This window comes from Neobacillus sp. WH10, assembly GCF_030123405.1.
GTDB lineage: Bacteria > Bacillota > Bacilli > Bacillales > Cytobacillaceae > Neobacillus.
In genome coordinates this window covers 2,195,966-2,220,420 of sequence record NZ_CP126110.1, presented here as the reverse complement: position 1 = coordinate 2,220,420, position 24,455 = coordinate 2,195,966, and the positions used below count along the sequence as shown (strand labels likewise).

Genomic DNA, 24,455 nt, shown 5'->3' with positions numbered 1-24,455 from the left:
TGATAATATATACTTCAAGTATACTTAAGGACCTACACAAATCCTATTCTTTCCTATATAGTGATATCATCCATTTCTTAAAAGGGAGTTGAGACTTATGACAAACAACAATCCCTCATTAATTCTTGATCATACTTTAAATCAATTTTATTCCGAACAGGATGATGTCTTAACCTTTATACAATTTTGTCAGGGATTAAACCTTCTGCGAAAAAGAACCTCCCGCAACGATTGGGTTAGATTTATTAAAGAAATATATCTCGATCATCCCCTCCGAGATTTTATTATTCAAGAACCTTTTACACAACATGCGTTTTACAAATCAAAAGACAACGTTGGCTCAGTTCTAATGGATTTTATTTATTCAGTTGATGGATTGGTTCAAGCTCCGTTTACAGGATATGAAACCGCACGTGGTAAGAATCTATTTAATAGCCTCATGTCCCTCTCTAGCTGTATAGGAATCCGTAAAGCTCGTAATATGATCGAGAGAAAAATAGAGTACGTATTATGCCATAAGAAGAATTCCCATTTCTTATCTATTCCCTCCGGCAATCTACGTGAAATTCCGAATACAAAGTTTGACTCCCAGTTATTTTTAAGTTCTATACATGCTTTGGATTGGGATGAAGAGGCCCTGTTTCGTATCGATAAAGAATTTGGGCTTAGAGGCATAAAAACACACCATATAACCTTTCTGAATTTCACAAAAATCCTAAAACCACTTCAACCATTCGACTTTATTTGGTCTAACGGTCTTCTTAACAATGTAAAGGATACTTCAGCTGAAGAGCTTATCCAAAATTTTTTCAATTATTTAAAACCAGGTGGAGCGTTTATTCTAACAGGTTTTCACCCCACTCATCTTTTATGTGGATACTTAGAGGTATGCTGCGATTGGTGGCCGATTTATAGAGATGAAAGTCAACTTCTTCGCTTAGTTGAAAAGTTACCAAAGGAAAAGATAGACAACGTGAAGACTTACATGGACCCTACAGGTACAATTGTGTTTTTAGAAATAGTAAAAGCTTCCTAATGATTAGGTAATTGGTATTGTTATAATATATTGTTGATTTACTTTTTGAATTCACCTGAATTTGAAAAATACTTTATAAAGGTTGGATATTGTCCTTTGGCCGAGTTAGTTCCCTATCTGTATTAAAGGAGGATTTTTTTGAGAAGCAAATATATAATAAAGTCTATTTCATCTTTTTGATCAGTATCCAGTCCACTGCTTTTATAATGACAGCGGTTTCGCGAAGACAATGGATATACTAATATTAAGACCCTCCTGCCAAATTTTAAAAGTACTTAAAATTACAATTGACTTGTTATTAATAAGTATTTATAGTGAGTATGTTTATGTCAATTTTTTTATAGTTGTTAGAGTCATAATTTCTATAAAAAAGAGAAAAAAAAAATGACTTTCAATCGAGAGCATTACAACTAGAAGGAGCAATTTAGATGCAGCAAAAAATATCGTTTTCAACCTATGTAGTCATCGGAACAATGCTTTTCGGAATGTTCTTTGGTGCGGGAAATTTAATTTTTCCTATCCAATTAGGACAACTTGCGGGAACAAACTTTTGGCCTGCATTAATTGGCTTTTTAGTAACAGCCATTGGCCTGCCTTTTTTAGGAATATTAGCGATCGGTCTATCCGGAAGTAACGGACTTCGTGATATAGCCAATAAAGTACATCCGTTTTTTGGTTTGGTCTTTTCTATGGCTCTTTACTTAACAATTGGACCATTTTTCGCCATTCCACGTACAGCAACGGTACCATTTGTAGTCGGTTTTGAACCTTACATAAATCCGAGTTACGCTAGCTTATGGCTCGGGCTCTTTAGTTTCGTATTCTTTGCCATTGTTTACTATTTCTCACTTCATCCTGCAAAAGTTATGGACTATATTGGAAAATATTTAACACCGGCATTTCTAGTCTTCCTGTTTGTTTTAATCGTAACTGCCATAGTCAAGCCAATGGGTCATTTCGGAGAACCTTCAGGGGACTATATTGAGCTTCCTTTCATAACTGGTTTTAAAGAGGGCTATAATACAATGGATGCCCTAGCATCACTCGCATTTGGTATCGTTGTCATTAATGCCATTAAGAGACAAGGCATTACTAACACAAAGGATATAGCCAAAACAACATGGAAATCAGGTATTTTCGCGATGGCTTTAATGATGCTAATTTACGGACTCATTACGTATATGGGGTCATCGAGCGTATCAGCTATCGGAACATTTGATAATGGCGGCCAGATTTTTGCAGCAGTTGCTCAGCACTATTTTGGGTCATTCGGCACGATTTTACTTGCAATTATTATTGTACTTGCTTGTCTAAAAACAAGCATTGGACTTATTACATCTTGTAGTGAATTTTTCCATAATGTATTTCCTAAAGTTAGTTATAGATGGTTTGTATTAATACTATCTTTCGTTTCATTTACTATCGCAAACTTTGGTTTAAACAATATTATTCAATTTGCGGTGCCAGTGTTAATGTTACTATATCCGCTAGCAATTGTTCTTATCCTATTGACGCTTTGCTCGCCACTATTCAGTAATAAACATAGCGTTTATGCAGCTTCCATGTTGTTATCATTCTTTGTAAGCTTCTTCGATGGCTATAGCACATTAGTCGTAAACTTACCATCTGCAACTGTCCCATTATTCGATTCTATTAAGGCATTCTACATGGATTATCTGCCACTTTACGACATTGGTCTAGGTTGGATTATACCCGCTTTATTTGGAGCAATCATCGGCTGTTTTTGGCCAAAGGGTGATATGAAGAAAACACAAAAAGAACTGTAGAGTTTCATCCTACAGTTCCTTTTTTATTTAATACAGTTTATTGTAGTTCTAAGAATTGTTATCTAAAGAGTAGTAATTTACTATTACTATTTAATAAAATTGATTAATTCAGCCATTTTAATAAGGTCGTCACTATTTTGTCCACCCGCAATATAATAGATAAATTCATTACTGACCATAATTAACTGATTAACCCCACCTGCTTCGACAGGGTTTATAAGGATTGCTTGATGATTCCAAATGGTTATTAAAGATTTAAAACCGGAGTAACTTATTACTAACGAATCGTATACAAGTTTCGCAGAGCCTTGTTTATTAATTGCAGTATCAATGGATAAGTATTTATCTCCTTTAACAAGGCAAGATACACTCATTAGGACACGATTATTATCTTTAGTTACTGTAATCTTTGGTTCTCCAATAATCGAAGGTATGTTTTCCTTAGTTGGGATGACTACTTCTTCTGTTAAAACGAGTGCCTTATTACCGTTTATTATTTTGAATAACTCTTGGTCTTCTCTAGAAAAAGTAACTGATACATCTTTAGATTGAAATTGTTGCTCGGTTGTGTTTATTCCATTAGGATAAGAACCTCATTTCGAATGGCTAACATTGAATCTTCCTGTTTTACAAGAACAAAGGCTATGACAAAAACGGCAGCTGCTACACAAATCCTTACAGGAAAACCAAATATGTTATTGAGTTTACCTTTTAAAGAAAGTTTATTTATATTGGTTTAGCCATTCCTGTACTGTAACTGTGCGTTTAGCTAATGGCAACTTCAATCTACAACTGCTTTTTCTTAATTTATCCCTAGTGCTTTCTTAATTGACTCAATTGTTTTCCCATTGGACTCCTTTTCAGCGGTAGGAGTATCTAATACATAATCGTTTTGTTTTAAATAATTTGCTTCTAGGAGCTTGAAATCCTTTGCATCAACCGTTCCATCAAAGTTAATATCTGCATCGCGGTAATTTGTTCCCCAATATTTTTGAAGCAAAATCACGTCATGAATATCTATTACATTATCTTTATTAATATCGCCTGACTTTTCTCTTACTGAAGGGTATGAAATACTCTCGCCAATATATATATCCCCATCTTTTCGGCCAATTTCCATAGGTGTGTAAGTTGTAAAATGGCCAGGTACATCAATTATGACGGTATATAACTGTTCAGTAAGAGGCATTTTATTAAAAACAATGTTTCCATTTTTTTGAATATCCCCATTGTATACCTGCCCCTTTGAGTCTTTCGCTGTAACTTTTGCACCGATTGTCGTGTAGTCGATTGCATAATTAAAACCGCCGTTCGCATTTAATAACCCTTCAGCATTAATCTTAGCTTGTACTGTTGAATAGGCAGGATAGCTTGGCAATAAACCGATTTGAGTATACGGGCTTACCGTTTTACCACTAATATCTTTATACGAGGATGTAGTAACAGTAAAAAATATACTATTTACATTTACAAATTCTTTAGCGTTCGTATCTACTTGCATATCAAATAATGGAATATCACCAGTTAAACCATCCCCAGGTGCTTTTATATTAATGGTATTCGATTTGCTTGTAGTACCACTTGATGTAACTGTAAACTGTGTATCGTCGGATAAAGCCATATTTTTATTTAATACAACGGAATTAAAATATTTTGAGGTATAATCAAACTTGATTGTTAAATCTTTTGCATTTTGCAAACCATGACTATAAAAGGTATACGTTAATTGATCCCCCATTGTAAAAGACTGTTTATTTGGTTTAGCGTAAATATATTGTGTCCCAGGCTTCACATAATAAATGACTTTAGAGATCGTTGTGTTACCAGCTTTATCCGCGCCAACAAATTGGAGCATATTAACTGGATTAGGAGAATCGACTGAAATTTCATTATTAAACTTGCCATCCTTATCGGCTGGAATACCCCATGCCGGAGAGTTAGGTCCGTACCAAACTTTATTATTGGCTTGCGTTACATTTATGCCGCTAGCTTCCATTATTTTTGCTTCATTATCAATTACACTTCCAGATAATGTTACTGTTTTTTGACCAGGGGCTAATTCTACAAATGGAAGATCCCCTTTAGGAATAGCATTGGTATCATCTAAAGTGAAGGTTGGATTACTATTATCAATGAATCCTTGATCAGTCATTGTATACTGTTTACCGTCTAAATTTGTACCAATGACTTTAATTTTGTACAATCCTTCTGGTACTTGTATAGAAGTATATCCAATTGGTTTATTTGAATTTCCTGTAAACGGAAAATATCTTCCATAAAAACCATCTTGAACGTAATAATCAACGTCGATTGCTGCCCCAGAAGTATTAATTGTATTTATTAGACCCAAATCTTGATTTGTTTTCGGATCAACTAAAATAAAATCTAATGTTTGCATAGGTGAATTTAGTTTGAAATCTAAATCAGTAGTCTTTACACTATAAGGGTTCCTTACACGATTTGTAGAGATACTTGGTGAGTGAACTTTGAAATATTCGAAACCTTCTTCAACTAGACGTAGGCCAAATGGAATTTGATAATTTTCATCAGGGTCCTTTTTATTCACCACATGAATATATCCTTCGTATGTGCCTTTTTTAGCAGTCTTTGGAATGAATAGTTTTGCAGGTATAGTTTCCTGACTATTTTTTTTAATTTTAATCAATTCGGGCACAACTAAAGACACACCGTTTTCCTTGGCATCCAAGGACCCCCGGGCTCCAACATTGTACTCAACAGAAATTTTATACTGCTGCATTTTATCACTATTATTTGAGATTAGTAGATTCGTTGTTTTCGTAATATCATTATTATCTATTGGAATAAAACCATAGCTAAGGCCACCTGTTTGTTCATTAATGATTTTTATTACATTATTTTCAATATAGGGTGTTTCATCTTGAACTGCCAGTTCTGTACTAGAATATATCGCTTCAAAAGGGTCTACTCTTCCTGCCCCTACTTCAAACACACTATTTAGACCCTTTAAAGGATCTGCTGTATTCATTAAGACTGTTTTAATATCTGCTGGTGTATAATCTGGATGTGATTGTAATAGTAATGCAGCAATCCCAGTAACATGAGGAGTTGCCATCGATGTACCCGACATTCTCAAGTATGCAGAGGAATAATCTGAAAAATCATTTTTGTTGTTAATATATGAAGGTACTGTTGATAAGACAGAAACCCCCGGTGCCGTAATTTCCGGTTTGATATCATATAATGTTCCAGATGGCCCTCTGGAGCTAAAGCTGGCTAGTTCATCACCTGGAATTTCAGTTTCTCCAATTTCCCCCAACGTAACGGTCGGGGTACCATAGGCGAATAACTCATTGACTGCCAAACCGTCTTTATTTGTCATTGAGAATACTGGAATATTTTCATTGCTTTCTCCCAAATAATAAGGGATTTGTCCTTCTGTCGAATTGGTGTTGTATATTATGACACCTGCAGCTCCATTTTGCTTTGCGTATTGCATTTTATCAATAAGGGCATATGTGCCGCGAACGACAAATGCAATTTTGCCTTGAACGCTTTTTCCTGTATAATCTTTTGCTCCGCCTTCACCTACATTTACAATTTCGAATGTTTTTCCAGACAAGTTAGTGAAATCATCCACCCATTTTTTGGTCATCAATTGTAATGTACTATCAGAGCTATTACCATCTGACACAAATTTACTCGCAAATGTTGTTACCTTAGTACCAGCAGAACTCGCACCAACTGTTAATGCTAGTGCTGCTGCCCCCGGAGAGCCTAATGTGTACATTCCACTTTCTCCAGAGTTACCTGCTGCTACTATAGCAGTAACACCGCTTAATACTGCATTATCGATAGCTAAGCTTGTTGCTTCTAAAGGATTGTTTAGTGAAGAACCTAACGAAAGGTTAATTATATTCATTCCATCTGACACTGATTTATCAATACCGGCAATAACTGCAGAATTAGTACCAGAACCATATGGGCCCAATACACGGTATACAAATAAATCCGAATCAGGTGCAACTCCAGTGACTTTATAATCAGAATTGTTTTTAGCTTTACCGGCAATTGTTCCTGACACATGTGTGCCGTGATCGGTGTAATACGTATTTCCGTTTATCTTTTCTGATTTTCCGGAAGTTTTCCATTGGGCATATGTAGCTTCCATTGGGTCATTATCATTATCTACAAAATCATATCCACCTTTGAATGCTTCCTTTAAATCAGGGTGATTATAATCAATACCTGTGTCGATTACACCAATCTTTATATTTTTTCCGGTATAACCTTCCTTATGTAATTTATCAATCTTTAAAAATGGTATACTATCAACCTTTGTCTGCGCTTCCTCTTCCTCTATTTCGATTGGTGGTTTGATTTGTATTGTTGTATCACTATAAACTGTTTTAACCATGTCAAAATCCAACAATTTCTTAATTTGATTTGCTGGAAGTGTTACTGTAGCACCGTTAAATGCATCCTGATAAGTATATTTAATATGAAAATTCTCCTTATTAGATTTCTCTTTTTTTCCTAATTCTTCATTTAACTCTTTTTTAAATTCAGTATGTGACTTTTCAACTTTTTCTTTCGCTTTCTCGATCGAAATTGATTCTCCTTTTGTAGCTTTTACCAATTGGGCTACTTTCGCTGGAAGTTCTTTGAATTCAACAATCACTGATACCTCATCGTCACTATTTAAGTCCACATCATCTGATAATCTTAGTCCACTCTTTAAATCTGCGGAGTCTAATTTTTGCAATGCAGCTCTTTGTTCATCGGATAACGACCCAATAATATTTTCTGCTATGTTCTCACTAGATAAAGCATACGTTGGCTTTTGGGAAATCACGGAAGAGCCAAAAATACTACTGCTAGCTAAAGCAAGCACAGTTGTAACTTGGAAAAGTTTTCTCTTTATTCCTTTCATCTCTACATCCCCCTTTTCTTTTCTATAAAAATGGATATTAAAACTAAGACATAACATAATCTGTTTTCAAGTTTATCAGAAAGTTTATTCTATTGAAATTTCTGAATTTTACTTGAATTACGAACATTTATGAGATAAAGTAGAAAAAACTCATTAATACTAAAAAAACATGCATTTTTGCATATTTTAATTAAAGGGGTATCAGGTCTTGAACAAGAAATTAGGTAATGAAATAAAATGGCTAAGAAAAAAATTGGGCATTTCGCAAAAAGAGCTTGCAAAAGGGATTTGCCATCAATCGGAAATTAGTCGTATTGAAGCGGGTGAGGTTTATCCACGAATAGATGTCTTACATAAAATCGCATTAAGATTAAGAGTTACCCTGCAACATTTTTTATCACTATCTAATGATCGAACAGACTATTTCGATGAAACAATACAATATTTAATGTCCTTAAATAGATTGTTTAAGTATAAAGATATTTACGATTTAACCAACAGCGAACTTAATCATAGAAATAAAATAGATAATCACTATTTCTATACTTTTCTTATATGGCAAAATACTGTAGCAAAATTTAAATTAGGTATATTGAATTACACAGAAATCATTGAAATATTGCTGCAATTAATAAACGATGATCAATCCTTTATTCTCGATGATTTTTTGGATTTAAAAATTATTAACAGTATTGCCACAATTTTCGCTGAAAGCGGCTGTTACGATGATGCCATCATTTTTTACAAACAAATACTTGATACTGATGTAAAGTCGGAAAAATTCCCCATTTTTAAAGCAAAAGTAATTAATAATTACTCAAAATGCCTATATATTTTAGGAAGATACCATGAATCCATAAAGATTAGTAAAGCAGGGATAAAATTATGCAAAGAAGAGTATAATATGGAAATAATAGGGTACTTATATGAGAGATTAGCAGAATCACAAGAAAAATTACTAGATGAATTTCCGGAGAAAGAGATAGCTAAAAACTACTTCAAAGCGATATTTTATCTACAAGTATTAAATGTCAAACCATATATTACAGAAATTAAAAAAAGAAAAAAACACTTTCTCAATCTTGTAACTATTAGTGACCTATTTAATTCGGATGAAATTTTAGTAACTGATTTCCAAAACGTATAGTACTTACTCAATTACTATTTCTAATAGGCAAAAAACAGGATGCGCCCAAAGTCTAGGTCATCCTGGTTAGATTTCATATTAAGCTGCTTTCAAATTCGTTTTCTTTGTTCAAAGGTTGTTTTTCCATGACCTTTGGATTAAAAAATAGTCCAACTACAATTTTATCTCTTATTAACATTGCACTTCCCTATCCCGAACTTTTTGATTATTATGAGGTTTATGCTTTCTATGGCACTTCAACATTAATGAAAAGAACGGCAAAGGTTTCTCCTCTGCCGTTCTCTGAAAGTAATTTCGTAGATTTTTAATTTATAGATTCTTTTCTGACCCAAATGTTGGAAGAACACCTTCAACTTCAGCATGTGGACGTGGGATGACATGAACTGAAATCAGTTCGCCAACACGCTGAGCAGCAGCTGCTCCAGCGTCAGTTGCTGCCTTTACAGCACCTACGTCACCTCTTACCATTACTGTTACTAGACCCCCACCAACATGTTCTTTACCAACCATGTAGACATTTGCTGCTTTCAGCATTGCATCCGCAGCCTCAATAGATCCTACTAAACCTTTTGTCTCAATCATTCCTAATGCATCGTATTTCATTTTTCTCACCTCTAAAATTATTATTTGTAAATTTACTTTCCACCTAGGTTTTACTTTTTACCAATAACTAAACAGCAGCAGTTTAATATTGAACGTTTAGTGAAAATCACACCGTTACAGGTTCTTTTACTCCCCTTATTTGTGGAAGAATACATTCAACTTCAGCGTGTGGACGTGGGATAACATGTACAGAGATTAGTTCGCCAACCCGTTGAGCTGCAGCTGCTCCAGCATCAGTTGCTGCTTTTACTGCACCTACGTCACCTCTTACCATTACAGTTACCAATCCGCCACCAACATGTTCTTTACCGACCAAGTTAACATTCGCTGCTTTCACCATTGCATCGGCAGCTTCAACTGCTCCTACTAGACCTTTAGTTTCGATCATTCCTAATGCATCGTATTTCATTTTTCATACCTCCAAAGGTTTTATTTTATTAATCTAATTTTTGTTAATGAATTGACATTCATTGCGTTTGCTTCATCTATATCGATATGGCACTCAAGCGCGGATGTGTCATTTGCCCTTACAGCAACATTATGGAAAATGCCGCCACGAGGTCCGTTAATTTCAATAGACACGACCTGTCCATCATGAACACCTAGATGCTTGGCATCTTCAGGGGTCATGTGTATATGCCTTTGTGCAACAATCAGACCTTCCTTAGTTTGAACAGAACCTTTAGGACCAATTATGGTTATTCCGGGTGTACCCTGTAAATCGCCTGAAAGTCTTGGCTCTGTTACCACACCAAGCTTATAGCAATCACCTTCAAGAATTTCCACCTGTGTTTTACTGCGTACTGGGCCAAGGATTCTAACCTTTTCAATCGCACCTTTAGGACCGCAAATCGTTACCGTTTCCTTACATGCATACTGTCCAGGCTGCGACAAGTCTTTTAACTTGGCCATCTGATAGCCTTCTCCAAACAGGCTGTTTAAATCTTCTTTGGATAAATGAATATGCCGATTAGAAACTCCGACAGGTATTTCATATGTATCCTCTTGCGCTTCTGTTGGAGTGAGATTAGTCTGCAAAGCCTCCATCAAAAGTTTCAGTACCGCTTCATGCTTGTCCAATTAAGCCTACCCCCTCTTCATTGCATACACTAACTCATTGATTAGCTTTAAAAGCTGCTCATTATCAGAGTCGTTGAACTTTGAATTATTTGAAGAAGAAGTATTTCCACTAGCACAAATTTGATCTTTACAGTGGTTAACTGAAAGTTCAGGATAGTTGAATGTTGGATCAGCAGAAGCTAATGTGCTGCAATCCTTCAATCCATAAGCAACTCTCTTAATATTTATCAAGTGTATCGGGCTGACATTTTCAGAAACCGAGCTTCCGCCCCATGTTCCGCATCCCAGTGTAAATGAAGGCATCAGTCCAGTACTTGCTCCGGTACCTCCTTGTGTGCTCCCAGTATTAACCAATATCCTTGCTGCTGGTTTCTTGGCAAACTTCAGTACGATATCTCTATCCTCTGTATGAATGCTCATGCTATGGCCAATGCCGTTTTGTAATAACTTAATAGAAAGTTCACATGCTTCTTGCCAATCCTTTACTGTATAAAAAGCAAGTACGGTTGTCAGCTTTTCATATGATAGCGGATAATCAGCTCCGACGCCCTGCTGTTCACCTATTAAAACCTTGATTTCATCCGGAATTGAAAATCCTGCAGCAGCTGCGATCACCTGTGGTGACCTTCCAACAAACTTAGCATTCATGGCATGACCATTCTTAAACAATAATCTACAGACCTTTGTCGTTTCTTCCGGACTCATAAAATAGCCGCCCTGCCTTTTGAGCTCAGCTACTACCTCATCTCGATTACTTTCTTCTGCAATGATAGATTGTTCCGAAGCACAAATGGTTCCATAATCAAAGGTCTTACTCGCTAAAATATTGGTAACAGCTTGCTTAACATTAGCTGTTTTCTCAATATAGGTCGGACAGTTACCGGCACCAACACCCAAAGCAGGCTTACCTGCACTATAGGAGGCCTTAACCAGACCAGGTCCGCCAGTTGCAATGATCATTTTGACTTCTTTGTTTTTCATCAGCTCATTTGTTGCACCCATGGTAGGCATTGAAATGCATCCGATAGTGTTTGCCGGAGCACCGGCTTCTTCGGCAGCCTTATTCATTAGTTCAGCTGCCTTCAATGTACATTTGGCTGCAGATGGATGCGGAGAGAATACAATCGCATTCCGTGACTTAATGGCAATCATTGATTTATAAATAGCGGTTGAGGTTGGATTGGTTGAAGGGATAATCCCCATAATCAAACCAACCGGTTCCGCAATATCCATTACTTTCTCTGCTTCATCTTCTCGAATCACACCAATAGTCTTGATATCCTTAATAGAATCATACAAAATAGTCGAAGCTAAATGATTTTTATATGTCTTGTCTTCCACTTTTCCAAAACCAGTTTCTTCGACTGCCATTTTGGCAAGAAGAACCGCATTTTCTCTAGCGGTTTTTACCATATTACGTAAAATTCTATCAATTTGCTCTTCGGTATATTCAGCAATTTGATCTGCCGCAGTTTTCCCTAAATTCGCAAGATCTCTTACTGCTTGTATAGACCTTAAGTCATAATCAAAATTCTCCATTAGCTGATTCCCCCTTTCCTTTTCCTATTCTATTAATCATGTAATTTATTATTAAAATGGTTATAGTATTGAGTTAACTCAGCAAGCAACTTTTTCTTATCTGCCTTCGAAATCTCTCTTCCTGCTATTCCTATCTCCTGATATTCACGCGCTAAATTTCGAAGCTTCGACACTTTTAGGCTGCCGAGATACTCTAAGGCTTCTTGTAAACCGTATTCAAGAACAATATAATCAATCGTCTTTTTTTCTATTTCTTCTACACTCATCTCCAATGAGATTGTGTTTTTTTCTTCAACAATTAAATCACCAACTACAGCTTCCTCTTCTGGTTCAACTTTAATTGAATCAGATATTGGCAAATCCGAATTTTCAAGCGGGTTCACTGATACAATCAACCCTTCCAGCTCCTTATCAGGGCGGGGAATCACATGTTGAGAAATCAGCATTGCGCTATTTATTTGTCTCACAGCTCCTGCACCAGCTTCTACAGCTGCTATTACAGCAGATACCTCACCGGTAACAGCGATTGAAACAAGACCTCCCCCTACGTAAGTCTTTTCGATAAGGGTAACCTCTGCTGCCTTAAGCATGGCATCTGCACTTTCAATCGCTACAGTAAGTCCTCTTGTTTCAATTAACCCTAGTGCTTGCATTTTACCACTCCTTAACTAGGCATCATGTCAGACCAGTTGGCTGGATATGTAGTATAAAATACTTTCGCCTTGTCAGGAGAACCCCAAACTACCTTAGAGCCTGACGGAACATAGAGAACATCTCCAGGATATGCAGTAAAGGTTTTTCCATTAATGGTTATTGTCAAAGTACCTTCTATTACATAATCAATTTCCTCATAACACAATTCCCATTCAAAACTAGATTTTTCTATTGTTAAAAATCCAGCGCTCATCGAGGCATCATCTTTGCTAATCAATTCTTGATAGAACACTTTATTATTCGGGTTACCTGTATCAAACACATCAAACCTAACTGAATTACCGCGAACTAGCTTTAATCCCCCACTATCGCGTTCATCAATATATGGAGGCACATGAACGTTATCAAACATTCCTTTTAAAAGTCCTTTTTCCATCATCGTCTTAAGCACCGTATAGATCACATTACTGTCGATCTCACCACCGCAGCTTTTTACCGGTTCAGGGGATTTAGTTTCAGATATCTGCTCCTCTAACGAAAACTCCATGCCACAAACTTTAGCCGCATCCTTAGCAGCTGGGGTAATAATTGTATTTCTATCAATATAAAATACTTTCTTCCCTTGCTTATCCATGTCCTCAACATCTTTCACGCAAATCAAATTCTTCATATCCTCACCTCCTTTCAGGAAATGGTTAATATATTTTTAGAATAAACATGGTATCAGTTTATCGGACGGCGATGGGATTATCTCTGCATTTACATACAAACCTTTTTCTTCTGCTATTGCCTTTCCCGCTTCAATACTCGTTTGAACAGCAGCCACGTCACCGGTAAAGGTGAAGTACGCCTTTCCGCCTATTCCATTTCCCAAACGGAGCTCTAAAGCTTGAACATTGGCCGTCTTAAGAATGGCATCCGCTGCTAAAATCATAGTTGCCATTGAAAAAGATTCCAATATTCCCAACGCCTGAATGCTATCAGGAGTGGTTGATCCTGTAATGGCGGGAAATACCTCTGGACTTACATTTGGTATAATAATAGAATCCACAAAGTATTCTTCAGCCATCCGTTCACCTATCTTTACTGAATCCTGAACGGCTGCAACGTCACCATGAACAATGGCAATAAACTTCCCAGGGCAGGAGGAACCAGCTGTGACTATTTCTACATCCGAAATCTTTACCATCTGATCTGCCGCGTAGTAACCACGAGCAATACTTGTAAATTCAACCATTCCTATTGCGTTCGACATATCAGTCCCTCCTTACTGCAATAAAAGAATTTCCGATTTCCACTACCGTTCCAGAAATGCTGGCATGAATTGCAGCCCCTAAACTATTTTCAGGTATTTTTCCAATCAGCTGTCCAGAACTGACATGATCACCTACAGAAACAACTGGAATAGCAGGTGCACCAACATGCTGGCTTTTTGCTATATATACCACCTCTGGTTCCAGGGAAATATTTGTCATTGGAGCCGGTTTATCAAAATTATATAGACCCAATCTAGCTATCAAACGCTTACTAGGAACCAATCGATATTTACGGTTTTTCCGAGCATGAAATTCTGTCTGCTCCGAATGATATCGAATACCTTTTTCAGCTAATTTCTGTTTTATATTGATGTTTGCAGCCTTTGGATATAGTCCAATTGGACATGAGAACAACTCACACAAATTACACTGGCTGCATAGATAGGTAATCTTTTGGTCTTCTACATTCTCCAAACTATAGTTCAAAACTCTCATCATCTTATGTGGCTGCATGTCATGACCAAGCAAGTAACGAGGACACATGTCAGTACACATCCGGCACTGCTCACAGGAGGTTCTATTCACTCTCCTTGCCTGTTCCGGGCCAAGGGTTTTTCTTTTAATCAGGTAATGCTGCTTTTTTAAAATAACTAACCCTTTTGTTTTCTTCGTAACATATCCATCTAACCCTCTCATGACAGGCCCCATCATTGGACCGCCATCAATTACGGCATATTCATCAAAATTCTCAATACCGCTGAGCTTTAACACCTCGATAATAGGTGTTCCCACTGGAACCTTTACGGTCAAGCGCTTAGGTATATCGCCAGCAACAGTGATATATTTTTCCGTGACAGGCGTATTTAAGGAAGCTCGATAAATATTTAACGCTGTTTCTGAATTTATCACTACACAGCCAACCTGAATGGGAATCCCTGCCTCGGGAACCACTCTACCCGTCAGTTCGTACACCAAAACCTGTTCATCACCCGCAGGATAAAAGTCCTCTAGCTCTTTAACCTCTACGAATCTATCAAACTGGAGCGCTTCGATTCGCTTTTTCAAAATAGAAACTACATCTTTATGTTTTCTCTTTATTCCTATTAGTGCTTTACTTGCGCCTACAAGCCTGCCTGCTGCTTCAAAACCTTTAATGATTTCTTCAGGAAATAGCTCCATTAATTGCTGATCCACTCTTAATAGTGGTTCACATTCAGCACCGTTAAGAAGGATATGATCTGCCTTTGCTGCCAGTTTTACATGAGTAGGGAATCCAGCCCCTCCTGCTCCGACTATACCGGCTTCTTTTACCAAATCTAGAAGACTCAATTTCCATCACCCACATCAATTAAACTTACAATCTTCATCAATGATACCGACAACAACTGCGTCAACCGGAATAGCATCATCGCCAAGCATTTTGCGAGCCGATGAGCCTGTGGTGACAATAACCCTATCTCCGATACCAGCACTGATAATATCTACAACAACCAGGCGCTTACCTTCATTGCTGCCCCCGATCACTTCTGCCAGCATAAACTTTAATCCGTTAAGTGAGTCTGCTTTTCTTGTTGCCCATACTGTATCAATCAGTTTTGCGGTTATCATTTACATATACCTTCCTCCGACTTGCGTTTAATCTCATGCATTGCTGCTTCAACAGATGAGGTATCCCCAAAGATGGCAATTAAAATCATATTTTGAGGACAACTGCCTCTAACATCCGCTACCGTGACACCCACTGCCTTTTCAGCAATATCTGCTGCAAAAATCATTTCAATCATTCTGCCCTGTACCAGACCAACAGCATCAATACAATCCATTTTTTTAGTGATACCTGTTCCAATTCGCCGCATTATGATATCGATCGTACCCTCTGAAGGGGATTTAATTATTCGAAACTCCATATCTACGTCCTGCCTATTCTTTGTATTGATTCCTGCAGCTAAGTGCTATTCCTAGTGGGGTGACAAACATTGGATTCTTCGGCTTATGAGTGAATATACCTGTCTTCTTTTCGATTATTTCTTCGATACCGTCTAAGCAGCAGGTTCCACCGACCAAAGATATTTCTTTAATGTCAAACCCCTTAATATGCTGGAGAATAATAGAAGAAATCTTTTCTACCACGGGTCTTAATACAGGCAGCAATTCTTTATGTTTCTTGTCATCACGCTTATATTTTTCTGCATCTGCAAAAGATATTTTGTAAGCACCAGAAATCACCAACGAAAAGTGAGTACCACCTGTAGGCTCATCTACAACATAAACAACTTTTCCATCCTTCAGAATAGAAATACCTGTCGTACCTCCACCTATATCTATAACTGCTCCGTTCTCCATTTTGAGGACTTCATTTGCCGCAGTGGGCTCATCAAGTAGGTAGGTCAGTTCAAACCCGGCAGCCTGGACAACATTTTTTACGGCACCTGAATCCAACGCATCTGTTCCAGGAGGAATTGCAGCCGCTGCATAGATTAATTCAGCTCCCAATTTCTTCTCAAGCTCTTTCTTTAAATCTCTAACAATATTAACAGCACCAATATAATCGACTACCATACCATCACGAACAACATCAGCATAACGATAAGCACCCGCCACTGGCTGCAAATTTTCATCCAAAACGGCTAGAACGACACATGCCGTACCTAGATCAACTCCTGTGTAGTAAATAGAAGATTTACTCACAATAGGATGTTCAATTGCCTTTTCAAAATCCCTTACAAGTTGATCACAGTATTGAAAAGTTAACCTTTCCTTTGACATTTTTCCCCTCCAACCGCTGAACAAATTAATTGAGAAAGGCTATTAATAACCTGATTAACCTTGCAAACAATTCCTTCGAACAGCTTTTTCTCTTCTTCACTGCTGCAGCTGAGTTCTTGCAAAACCGGCTCTACTTCCTGAAGTGCGCTGCGAAGCCTATGTAAAATTAGTATTTCTCTACCTTTTTCAAGCTGCATGTGAAAATCTGTTATTTCAAAACAATCTTCTAGAGTATCAGAAAAATTATTCTCATTTATCCCTGTGCATTCACTGCAAGTTAAATTTTCGACAATACCATTGTTCTTCACTGAATTTTTAATACAAGAAAATTGTCTATTAAGTTTAAGCGTACTTTGTGCCAAACAAACATCTCTGCTCAACAGTTCTTCTACAGTTAGAAGAAACAAAGCATCTATCGATTTCAGCATGCTGTAGAGCCTCAACTTTTTCCAATTATTCTTACTCTCAGGTAATTCAGCCGCTTTCGTTGTTTTCGTGGTTCTTGTACCGAGAGCGTCATTTAGCATGTAAATCCCGCGATCGGCAAGAAACTGGCGTGCTCCAGGTGTAAGTCTTGCATCAGATTCCAAATCATAAGCAGTAAAAGGTTCTTTTTTATATAAATCCCGCAAGTCACCCTCGGTAATAAACTTCATTTTCCTCCCTCATTATCTTTACGAATAAAATCTCTTTTAAAGCACCTACGCCTTTACCACTCGGAACACTTACTTTATAGTAAGGATCTGCCACTCCAATCAGCCTCAGTTGCCGGATACATAGGTCCTCATTTTCTGGCTTTAAATCACTTTTTGTAATGACTCCAATTACAGGACATCTAAAAACCTTGGCAAATCCAGGTGAATACACATCCTTGCAGTTTGATTGATCCACTAAAATCAATACATGTGATGCATCCTGTACGGCTGAAATTAAATATTTGTACATCCATGTGTTTTCTATATAAGAACCTGGAACATCGATGGTGTTTTTTCCGTAAATAATGTTTTGTGTTTTTCTAATCGGTCTGTCATCATCATTTAATGCATTGACCAGAGTGGTCTTTCCACAATTTGTTGGCCCAATCACCATGATTCGTTTCTTTCTCATGTTCGTGTAATTGGGGTTGTCACAAAACCCAGCATTTTATTTAATGTATCATTTACTGCTTCCAGTGCGGTTACGACACTTTGGACATCACCGCTAATCACTACCGATCCTGTAAAACGATCAAGAAATCCAATTTCTACATCAGCCGTCTTGGTCGCAATATCAGCAGCAATAATGGAGGTTTCGTATGGTGTTAAGGTTAGAATCCCAATTGCTCCTTTTTCGTCTATTCCTAACCGTTCATAGATATCCGGCATTGGTGAAGCAATCACATGTGCAATCGTAACTTGTTTTCCAGGTACCGATTCTTGTATGATACGCTCTATCGCTTTTTCATTAAATGCTCCCATAATAATTACCTTTCAATCTATTTTCTTTTCTAAACTCAATGTCAGTGATTGATAACCATAACTGGGAAGTCATATTCCTTAAACCAATTCTCAATCCTTTTCATTTCCTCACTATTCAAGCTTGGATCCCCTGTCAGCGGATATTCTTTTCCTAACTGGTTGTACTTATTTACACCGAACTTATGGTACGGCAGTAAATCAATTCCTTTAAAGTTTTTATATTCACGGAATGGCAATAAAAACTGAATAACTCCTTCAATTGCGTCCTGGCTATCATTGATTCCTTTTAATAAAGGCATCCTAATCTTCACATAATATCTGCGGGTAAGAAGCTCCTTTAGGTTGTTTAATATCAGTTCATTACGAACTCCTGTTAATTCAAAGTGACGCTCCGAATTAATGTGTTTGATATCATAAAGAAACAAATCCACAAACTCCGCAACTCTGAGAACAGATTCTAGTTTTGCATAGCCGCTGGTTTCTATTGCCGTATTAATCCCCTCTTGCTTACAAACCATCAGCAGATTCGCTGCAGCCTCAGGCTGCATTAATACTTCGCCGCCGCCTAACGTAATGCCTCCGCCAGACATTTCATAAAACAATCTATCCTCTTCCACTATCTCAAAAAGTTCAGAAATAGTTTTCATACCACCAACAATAGATAATGCCGACTCCGGACAAATATCAGAACACTTACGGCAGCCAGTACAATCAATGTTGCGCGATACTTCATGTTTTGAGGTTTCTTTTAAAATACTGTGGATACCGACCGGGCAGACAGAAACACAGGAACCACAATCTGTACATGCGCTTCTTTTAAACATTACTTGATATTTTCGTTCGAGTCCTTCAGGATTTGCACACCACTTACAACGTAATGGGCATCCTTTAAAAAACACAATTGTTCTTACACCCGGTCCATCGAACATATTATATTTCTGTATGTTGGAAATAAATGCTTTTCTCTCGATTATTCCTTCTTTTGGATTGCCCATACTGTTCAATCTCCTGTGTGATTCAGTGTAATAATTTTTAGGGTTCTGCTGCTTCTCCCAAAGCACAGCTGACAGCACCTTATTACAAGCAGCAGATAGTTGATTTAAATTAAGACTTAAATTTTTGTCAGCATCGTTCTGCTGATAATTTCGTCTTGAACGTCCTTACAAAGCTCGACAAAGAATGCACTGTAACCTGCTACCCGAACAATTAAATCCCGATGCTGCTCAGGATGTTTCTGTGCTTCGATCAATGTTTTATTATCAAGATAATTAAACTGCATCTCTCCATTGCCTAGTACAGAAGCAGTACGTAAAAGGGTAATAATACCTTCTTCCCCTTCCGGCGTATCGAGCAATCCAGCCATAAGCTTAAAGTTATGAACCATACCTATGTTCATACTATCAACAGCCATCTTTGAAATAGATTTGATTATAGCGGTCGGGCCTTTTACATCAGCCCCTTGAGACGGGCTGATACCATCAGACAATGGCAGCCATGCCCGACGACCATTTGCAGATGCTCCTGTTAATTGTCCAAACGGAGTGTTGTTCGAAATGGACAATGTGCCATGACTCAAAATAGAATAAAGTGTCTTGTATTTACGATGATCCCTCTCTGTAAAATTAATCACATCTGAAGCAATTAAATCAGCATAATCATCATCGTTGCCATACTTAGGAGCATTCAGGCAGTCGGTTCTAATCTGTTCATAGCCAATAAAGTCAGCCTTTAATGCTTCATTAAGCTGTTCTAGGGTATACTTCTTCTCGTCAAATACTAATTTCTTGATGGCAGCCATTGAGTCTGTATAGGTAGCTAAACCAGACCAGACAACACCTGGGCCAAAGTTGTACATAGCCCCGCCTGCAGAAACATCTTTACCGCTTTCCATGCAGCCCTCGTACATGATAGACATGAGAGGCTTAGGAGCCATTTCTCTGTGAATCCGCTGAGAGATAACGGTAGCTACGCTTGACCACTTTGTAATATATTTAATTTGCTCATTAACAGCGTTTTCAAAATCCTCATAAGTTTTATATTGGCTCAAATCTCCCATGTCTGGAGTGACTTGCTTACCAAACCAAAGCGGAACACCATGGTTTAGAACTAATTCTATGCAGATAGGCCATTGGGTATAAGCAGTAGAAGTCCACTGATAAAGACGACCAGACTTTTGAGGTTCAACACAGCCCATTAAGCAATAGTCTCGTGCATCTTCGATCGAAACACCTTTTGACAGCATCATCTTTATATGTGCATCATCAAAATGACATGCTGGGAATCCCATACCAGAGCGAATAACATCCACTATTTTTTTCAAATATTTCTGCGGTGATTTATTATGGATCCGAGTTGCCAATGACGGCTGATAAATCTTAACATGACGAACCGCATCCATAAGCAGGTAGGTAAGGTCATTGGTTGCATCGCGACCGTCCCGTGTCACACCGCCAACACACATATTGACAAATGGCTGATACCCTGCAAAAAACTTAGAACCACCTTCACTTGTAATCCACATCATTTCAGACATTTTAATCAGCATACAACCAGCCAGTTCAAATGCTTCAAAGTCAGTCATTCTACCTGATTCTATATCTGCCTTATAGAATGGATACATATACTGGTCAACACGACCGATTGACATACCTGTCTGATTCTCTTCCACCACTAGCAGTGATTCAATCGTCCAAACGGATTGAATCGCTTCCCAAAAAGTACGCGGCTTATGGGCTGGTACCCAAGCATTCACTTCGGAAATCTTTTCTAATTCTGCCTTACGTTTTGGATTCTTTTCCTTTGCAGCTAATTCTGCTGCGTAATCAGATAATCGCTTGGCATAAATCATTACGCCTTCTGTTGTATCAATAATAGATTTGTAGAAATAGATCTTTTCAATGTCTTCTGGATTTTGGTAATCCAGTTTCTCCAAATGATCCTTTGCCTCTTGTTGAATATCTAGCATGCCCTTTTTCATTAGGATGACATCATAGCCTGGATTGGAGTCACCGCCGCCATTTAAAGCATGGTACGAACAATCAGAAACAAAGGATTCACCTGAAAGTGTCCAGAGACCAGCTTCCCGGTATTGATCTTCACAATATTCATCAACGGACTTACCTTCCCAGAATGGGAACAGTTCTTCACGCATAATCCTTTTATCTTCTTCAGCAATGTAAAATGGGTCCTGAGGACGAGTTCCAATTGTATCAATTTCGTCAACCATCCATCTCCAAGCAATATCCGGGGAAAACGCTCCAGCACGAGGGGCTCCGTTTGGTGCTCCAACAATTAGCTCATCATCCTGAATGACCAATGGTGCTGTCTCACAGCAATAACGGAAACATTTAGCCCGTAACATAATCTTAGGCATGCCGGGATTTTCCTTCGCGATCTTTGTTATCGCTCTAGCACGATGGGTTGTAATTGAAGGAACGTGCTTCATATAGTTTTCTTTTAACCTCTTTTGGCGTTCAGTCATTCCCTCTGGAACCCCGTCATGATGACTAAATTCTTTCGTAAAATCGCTTTCGTCTTCTTTTGCCATAGTGGTTGTAACGCCTTCAAATAACTTAATTAACCCTGCTCGTTCCTCAGGAGACATGGTTTTGGTTGCTTCTGCTAATTTTTTTGAAAAATCACGAATATCCAAATTTCTTACCTCTCATTCAGTTTATTTTTAGATACTTATATGAGAATTGATATAACTTACATGGCTTTAGCCGAATCTATATAACTATCAATGTCCTTCGATAGCATTTTTCAAAATAGACTTCAGCAGTTCAATGTCTTCTACCTTATAGGCAGTAGACTGTGCCGCTCCGTCAACCGAAAGCGCTTCCTCTGATAACACTCCATTTCTAATCTCTTCTGTCTTTCGGACACCGTATCCAACCTTGCGGATATAGATTAGATTCATTGGTGAAACATTATCGGTAGTAATCCCTACACCTGCAGATCCACTGCCAAGAGTCATTGCAGGGAATAGATTCGTTGTCGCACCCATACTTCCAAAAGTTGCTGGGGTATTAACAAGTACTCTGCCTACGGGTTTTTTTAAGGCAAACTGGCGAATTACTGCTTCATCAGTTGAATGAATAACAAGAGTATGACCGTTCCGCTCACTAATTAACAATTCAATACACTTTTCACAAGCATTCATCCAATCGTCTTCTATGTAATAGGCCAAAACCGGACAAAGCTTTTCTTTCGAATATGGATTAGTATCGGAAACGTATTTTTGCTCTGATATTAGGACCAACACATTGTCTGGCACATTAAAACCAGCTTGCTTTGCCAATTGCTGTGCCGATTTACCAACCATTTCTGTATTCGCCCTTCCGTCCGACCGGAAAAAGAGAGACCCTAGTTTTTGTGATTCCTCTTCTGTCATAAAATACGCGCCATTACTCTGAAACTCTCGCTTTACTTCCGAAGCTATACATCGATCGACTACAACAGCTTGTTCCGCTGCAGATACAACTCCGTAATCAAATGTTTTACTTGTAATAATATCCTGTACCGCCTGTTTGATGTCAGCCGTACGTTCAATAAAAGCAGGGCCATTGCCATTTCCACCATAAATAACAGGCTTTCCTGACATTTGTGTTGCTTTTAACATACTAGGAACACCTGTATTCATAATCAAGGAGGTGGCGTCATGATTCATTAATTGAGATGTTCCACTAGGCGTAACCTTATGCAAGTAGGAAAGGGCTCCTTCTGGCAACCCATATCCCTCAGCAGCTCGGATCAAAATGTCTAGTGTCTTACTAATTGTATTTTTCGCTCTAGGATGTGGTGAAAAGATGATCGCATTGCCGGACTTTATTGCTATTAATGCCTTATAAATAGTAGTAGAAGCTGGGCTGGTTGCAGGACATAGAGCAATAATGACACCAATCGGGACACCGATATCCATTGTTTTGCTTTGTGCATCATCGTTAATAATCCCTACATAAGTCTTTCCTCTTAATCTGTTAATCAGGTATCCATTAATGAACTTGTTCTTAACATATTTATCCTGCCATTTTCCATAATCCGTTTCATCACTGGACATCATGGCAAGTTCACGTGCATGCTTGTCTATCTCTTCTACCATGCGCTCAACTATCTCATCCAGTTTTTTCTGCGGAAAGGCTGCTAGCTTTTTTTGTGCTTCACGTGCATTTTCCACAAGAATTCGAGCTTCTTGGATGGAGAGCAAATCATTATCAATAATATTCATTTCTAACTCTCCCTTTCATTCCAACCGCACATTAACCAAGCAAGTTTTCGATTGAATAACGCGCAATAATTTTTTCAATATCGGCATGCGGTCTTGCGATTACAACAGAACTGTAAACCTGAGAACCCATATCTTCTACAGCTTTTACACCAGTGCTTACAGCTGTTCTACAAGCCCCAACATCACCGCGAACTAACACAGAAATATATCCTGAAGCTACGTTCTCAAAACCAACTAACTCGACATCTGCTGATTTGCACATGGCATCTGCTGCCTCTAAGACATACACTATACCAAATGTTTCTATTAAGCCTAACGCTTCATAATTATTCATTTTAGTTAGTCCTTTAACTTTTTTTATTTATCAATGTCATATATAGAAACAATGTCACCGACACTTTTTATAGGGCGCGGCATAACATTATGTGCTGTTAATTTACCGATTGCGGCAGCAGCTTCAGCGCCTGCTTCCACTGATGCTCTTACAGCAGCCACATCCCCCTTTACCATAATCGTAACTAAAGTGGATCCTACGTTTTCGTATGATACTAGCTCCACATTTGCTGCCTTTAACATTTTATCTGCTGCCTCTATCGCCGGGACCATACCTACTGTTTCAATAAGACCTAAAGCTTCATCTCCTAGATACCTCATCTTATCCCCCCTGCTGGTAATAACATTAATTTTTGGACTTCTAGAATTAATAAAATCCTCAAATTAGTCTTTTATGTATTTATTAATGGTATCTGCGCCTTCTTCGTGTGCATGATAGTAAATTCTTAATTCACCAGCTTGGTCTAATTCGAATCTTGTTTCTTCAAGAAGTCCGTTCGCTTCTGCTGTCATTAACGCTGCAATGACAGCTTTTTTATTTAGAGCTTTAAATTTGCCATATTCTCCTCTTAAGGACTCTATGACTTCTTCTGCACATGCCTCATCCACTTTTGTGAAGTGTTTTAGAATTGCGTAGTTAAGCGGTTTCATAAATGCC

The 24,455-nt window shown here is 38.0% G+C and carries 26 protein-coding genes; 4 read left to right on the top strand and 22 right to left on the bottom strand.

The features are described from left to right. Positions 1–97 precede the first annotated feature (97 nt). Positions 98–1,036 carry a class I SAM-dependent methyltransferase gene (locus tag QNH20_RS10525; RefSeq protein ID WP_283922832.1) on the top strand — a complete coding sequence of 313 codons (939 nt, stop codon included), beginning with the start codon at positions 98–100 and terminating at the stop codon, positions 1,034–1,036. Between the two features lie 428 nt (positions 1,037–1,464). Then, entirely contained in the window at positions 1,465–2,823 is a 1,359-nt protein-coding gene (gene brnQ / locus QNH20_RS10520; RefSeq protein WP_283922831.1) for a branched-chain amino acid transport system II carrier protein, read from the top strand. A gap of 86 nt (positions 2,824–2,909) precedes the next feature. On the opposite strand, the gene QNH20_RS10515 is transcribed toward brnQ, so the two are convergent. Then, the gene (locus QNH20_RS10515) at positions 2,910–3,197 is read right to left on the bottom strand and encodes a hypothetical protein (RefSeq protein WP_283922830.1); all 288 of its coding nucleotides are present in this window, start codon (positions 3,195–3,197) and stop codon (positions 2,910–2,912) included. Positions 3,198–3,625: 428 nt separating this feature from the next. Further along, positions 3,626–7,735 carry a S8 family serine peptidase gene (locus QNH20_RS10510; protein WP_283922829.1) on the bottom strand — a complete coding sequence of 1,370 codons (4,110 nt, stop codon included), beginning with the start codon at positions 7,733–7,735 and terminating at the stop codon, positions 3,626–3,628. A 208-nt stretch (positions 7,736–7,943) separates the two neighbouring features. Between QNH20_RS10510 and QNH20_RS10505 the strand changes: the two genes are divergently transcribed. Both QNH20_RS10505 and QNH20_RS10500 read left to right on the top strand, forming a co-directional pair. Next, positions 7,944–8,882 (top strand): helix-turn-helix domain-containing protein, encoded by a 939-nt coding sequence (locus tag QNH20_RS10505; protein WP_283922828.1) that lies wholly within the window; start codon positions 7,944–7,946, stop codon positions 8,880–8,882. 125 nt (positions 8,883–9,007) lie between these two features. Beyond that, complete coding sequence (locus QNH20_RS10500) at positions 9,008–9,190, top strand: hypothetical protein (protein WP_283922827.1); 183 nt, start codon at positions 9,008–9,010, stop codon at positions 9,188–9,190. Between the two features lies 1 nt (position 9,191). Here the strand turns inward: QNH20_RS10500 and eutM (QNH20_RS10495) are convergent, their stop codons facing one another. The 20 genes from eutM (QNH20_RS10495) to QNH20_RS10395 all read right to left on the bottom strand — a co-directional run bounded on the left by eutM (QNH20_RS10495) (position 9,192) and on the right by QNH20_RS10395 (position 24,448). Further along, positions 9,192–9,485, bottom strand: coding sequence for an ethanolamine utilization microcompartment protein EutM (gene eutM, locus QNH20_RS10495; protein WP_283922826.1), 294 nt, complete (start codon positions 9,483–9,485; stop codon positions 9,192–9,194). Positions 9,486–9,591: 106 nt separating this feature from the next. Further along, positions 9,592–9,894: an ethanolamine utilization microcompartment protein EutM gene (gene eutM, locus QNH20_RS10490; RefSeq protein WP_283922825.1), complete on the bottom strand. Its 303-nt coding sequence runs from the start codon at positions 9,892–9,894 to the stop codon at positions 9,592–9,594. Positions 9,895–9,914: 20 nt separating this feature from the next. Further along, the gene (locus QNH20_RS10485; RefSeq protein ID WP_283923389.1) at positions 9,915–10,532 is read right to left on the bottom strand and encodes a phosphate propanoyltransferase; all 618 of its coding nucleotides are present in this window, start codon (positions 10,530–10,532) and stop codon (positions 9,915–9,917) included. 39 nt (positions 10,533–10,571) lie between these two features. Further along, a complete protein-coding gene (locus tag QNH20_RS10480; protein ID WP_283922824.1) occupies positions 10,572–12,104 on the bottom strand; it encodes an acetaldehyde dehydrogenase (acetylating) in 1,533 nt (510 codons plus the stop codon). 32 nt (positions 12,105–12,136) lie between these two features. After that, the gene (locus QNH20_RS10475; RefSeq protein WP_283922823.1) at positions 12,137–12,757 is read right to left on the bottom strand and encodes a BMC domain-containing protein; all 621 of its coding nucleotides are present in this window, start codon (positions 12,755–12,757) and stop codon (positions 12,137–12,139) included. 11 nt (positions 12,758–12,768) lie between these two features. After that, the gene (locus tag QNH20_RS10470; RefSeq protein ID WP_283922822.1) at positions 12,769–13,428 is read right to left on the bottom strand and encodes a cupin domain-containing protein; all 660 of its coding nucleotides are present in this window, start codon (positions 13,426–13,428) and stop codon (positions 12,769–12,771) included. 36 nt (positions 13,429–13,464) lie between these two features. Further along, on the bottom strand, positions 13,465–14,013 hold the full coding sequence (locus tag QNH20_RS10465) for a BMC domain-containing protein (protein WP_283922821.1): 549 nt from the start codon (positions 14,011–14,013) through the stop codon (positions 13,465–13,467). A 1-nt stretch (position 14,014) separates the two neighbouring features. After that, a complete protein-coding gene (locus QNH20_RS10455) occupies positions 14,015–15,343 on the bottom strand; it encodes a 4Fe-4S dicluster domain-containing protein (RefSeq protein ID WP_481858064.1) in 1,329 nt (442 codons plus the stop codon). A gap of 15 nt (positions 15,344–15,358) precedes the next feature. Next, positions 15,359–15,622 carry a EutN/CcmL family microcompartment protein gene (locus tag QNH20_RS10450; protein WP_283922820.1) on the bottom strand — a complete coding sequence of 88 codons (264 nt, stop codon included), beginning with the start codon at positions 15,620–15,622 and terminating at the stop codon, positions 15,359–15,361. Continuing rightward, a complete protein-coding gene (locus tag QNH20_RS10445) occupies positions 15,619–15,921 on the bottom strand; it encodes a BMC domain-containing protein (protein WP_283922819.1) in 303 nt (100 codons plus the stop codon). The genes QNH20_RS10450 and QNH20_RS10445 overlap by 4 nt, the downstream gene beginning before the upstream one ends. Positions 15,922–15,934: 13 nt before the next feature. Continuing rightward, positions 15,935–16,780, bottom strand: coding sequence for an ethanolamine utilization protein EutJ (gene eutJ, locus QNH20_RS10440; protein ID WP_283922818.1), 846 nt, complete (start codon positions 16,778–16,780; stop codon positions 15,935–15,937). Beyond that, positions 16,762–17,436 (bottom strand): cobalamin adenosyltransferase, encoded by a 675-nt coding sequence (locus QNH20_RS10435; protein ID WP_283922817.1) that lies wholly within the window; start codon positions 17,434–17,436, stop codon positions 16,762–16,764. The genes eutJ and QNH20_RS10435 overlap by 19 nt, the downstream gene beginning before the upstream one ends. Next, positions 17,414–17,869, bottom strand: a complete 456-nt coding sequence (locus QNH20_RS10430; RefSeq protein ID WP_283922816.1) for a EutP/PduV family microcompartment system protein — start codon at positions 17,867–17,869, stop codon at positions 17,414–17,416. Before QNH20_RS10430 ends, QNH20_RS10435 begins: the two co-directional genes overlap by 23 nt. A gap of 14 nt (positions 17,870–17,883) precedes the next feature. Continuing rightward, positions 17,884–18,237 carry a BMC domain-containing protein gene (locus QNH20_RS10425; protein ID WP_283922815.1) on the bottom strand — a complete coding sequence of 118 codons (354 nt, stop codon included), beginning with the start codon at positions 18,235–18,237 and terminating at the stop codon, positions 17,884–17,886. A gap of 41 nt (positions 18,238–18,278) precedes the next feature. Continuing rightward, positions 18,279–19,232 carry a choline TMA-lyase-activating enzyme gene (gene cutD / locus QNH20_RS10420; protein WP_283922814.1) on the bottom strand — a complete coding sequence of 318 codons (954 nt, stop codon included), beginning with the start codon at positions 19,230–19,232 and terminating at the stop codon, positions 18,279–18,281. A gap of 116 nt (positions 19,233–19,348) precedes the next feature. Then, on the bottom strand, positions 19,349–21,889 hold the full coding sequence (gene cutC / locus QNH20_RS10415; protein WP_283922813.1) for a choline trimethylamine-lyase: 2,541 nt from the start codon (positions 21,887–21,889) through the stop codon (positions 19,349–19,351). A gap of 87 nt (positions 21,890–21,976) precedes the next feature. Next, entirely contained in the window at positions 21,977–23,464 is a 1,488-nt protein-coding gene (locus QNH20_RS10410; protein ID WP_283922812.1) for an aldehyde dehydrogenase family protein, read from the bottom strand. 31 nt (positions 23,465–23,495) lie between these two features. After that, positions 23,496–23,798 (bottom strand): BMC domain-containing protein, encoded by a 303-nt coding sequence (locus QNH20_RS10405; RefSeq protein ID WP_283922811.1) that lies wholly within the window; start codon positions 23,796–23,798, stop codon positions 23,496–23,498. A gap of 23 nt (positions 23,799–23,821) precedes the next feature. Continuing rightward, positions 23,822–24,118, bottom strand: coding sequence for a BMC domain-containing protein (locus QNH20_RS10400; protein WP_283922810.1), 297 nt, complete (start codon positions 24,116–24,118; stop codon positions 23,822–23,824). A 63-nt stretch (positions 24,119–24,181) separates the two neighbouring features. Continuing rightward, positions 24,182–24,448 carry a hypothetical protein gene (locus tag QNH20_RS10395; protein ID WP_283922809.1) on the bottom strand — a complete coding sequence of 89 codons (267 nt, stop codon included), beginning with the start codon at positions 24,446–24,448 and terminating at the stop codon, positions 24,182–24,184. Positions 24,449–24,455: the final 7 nt, after the last annotated feature.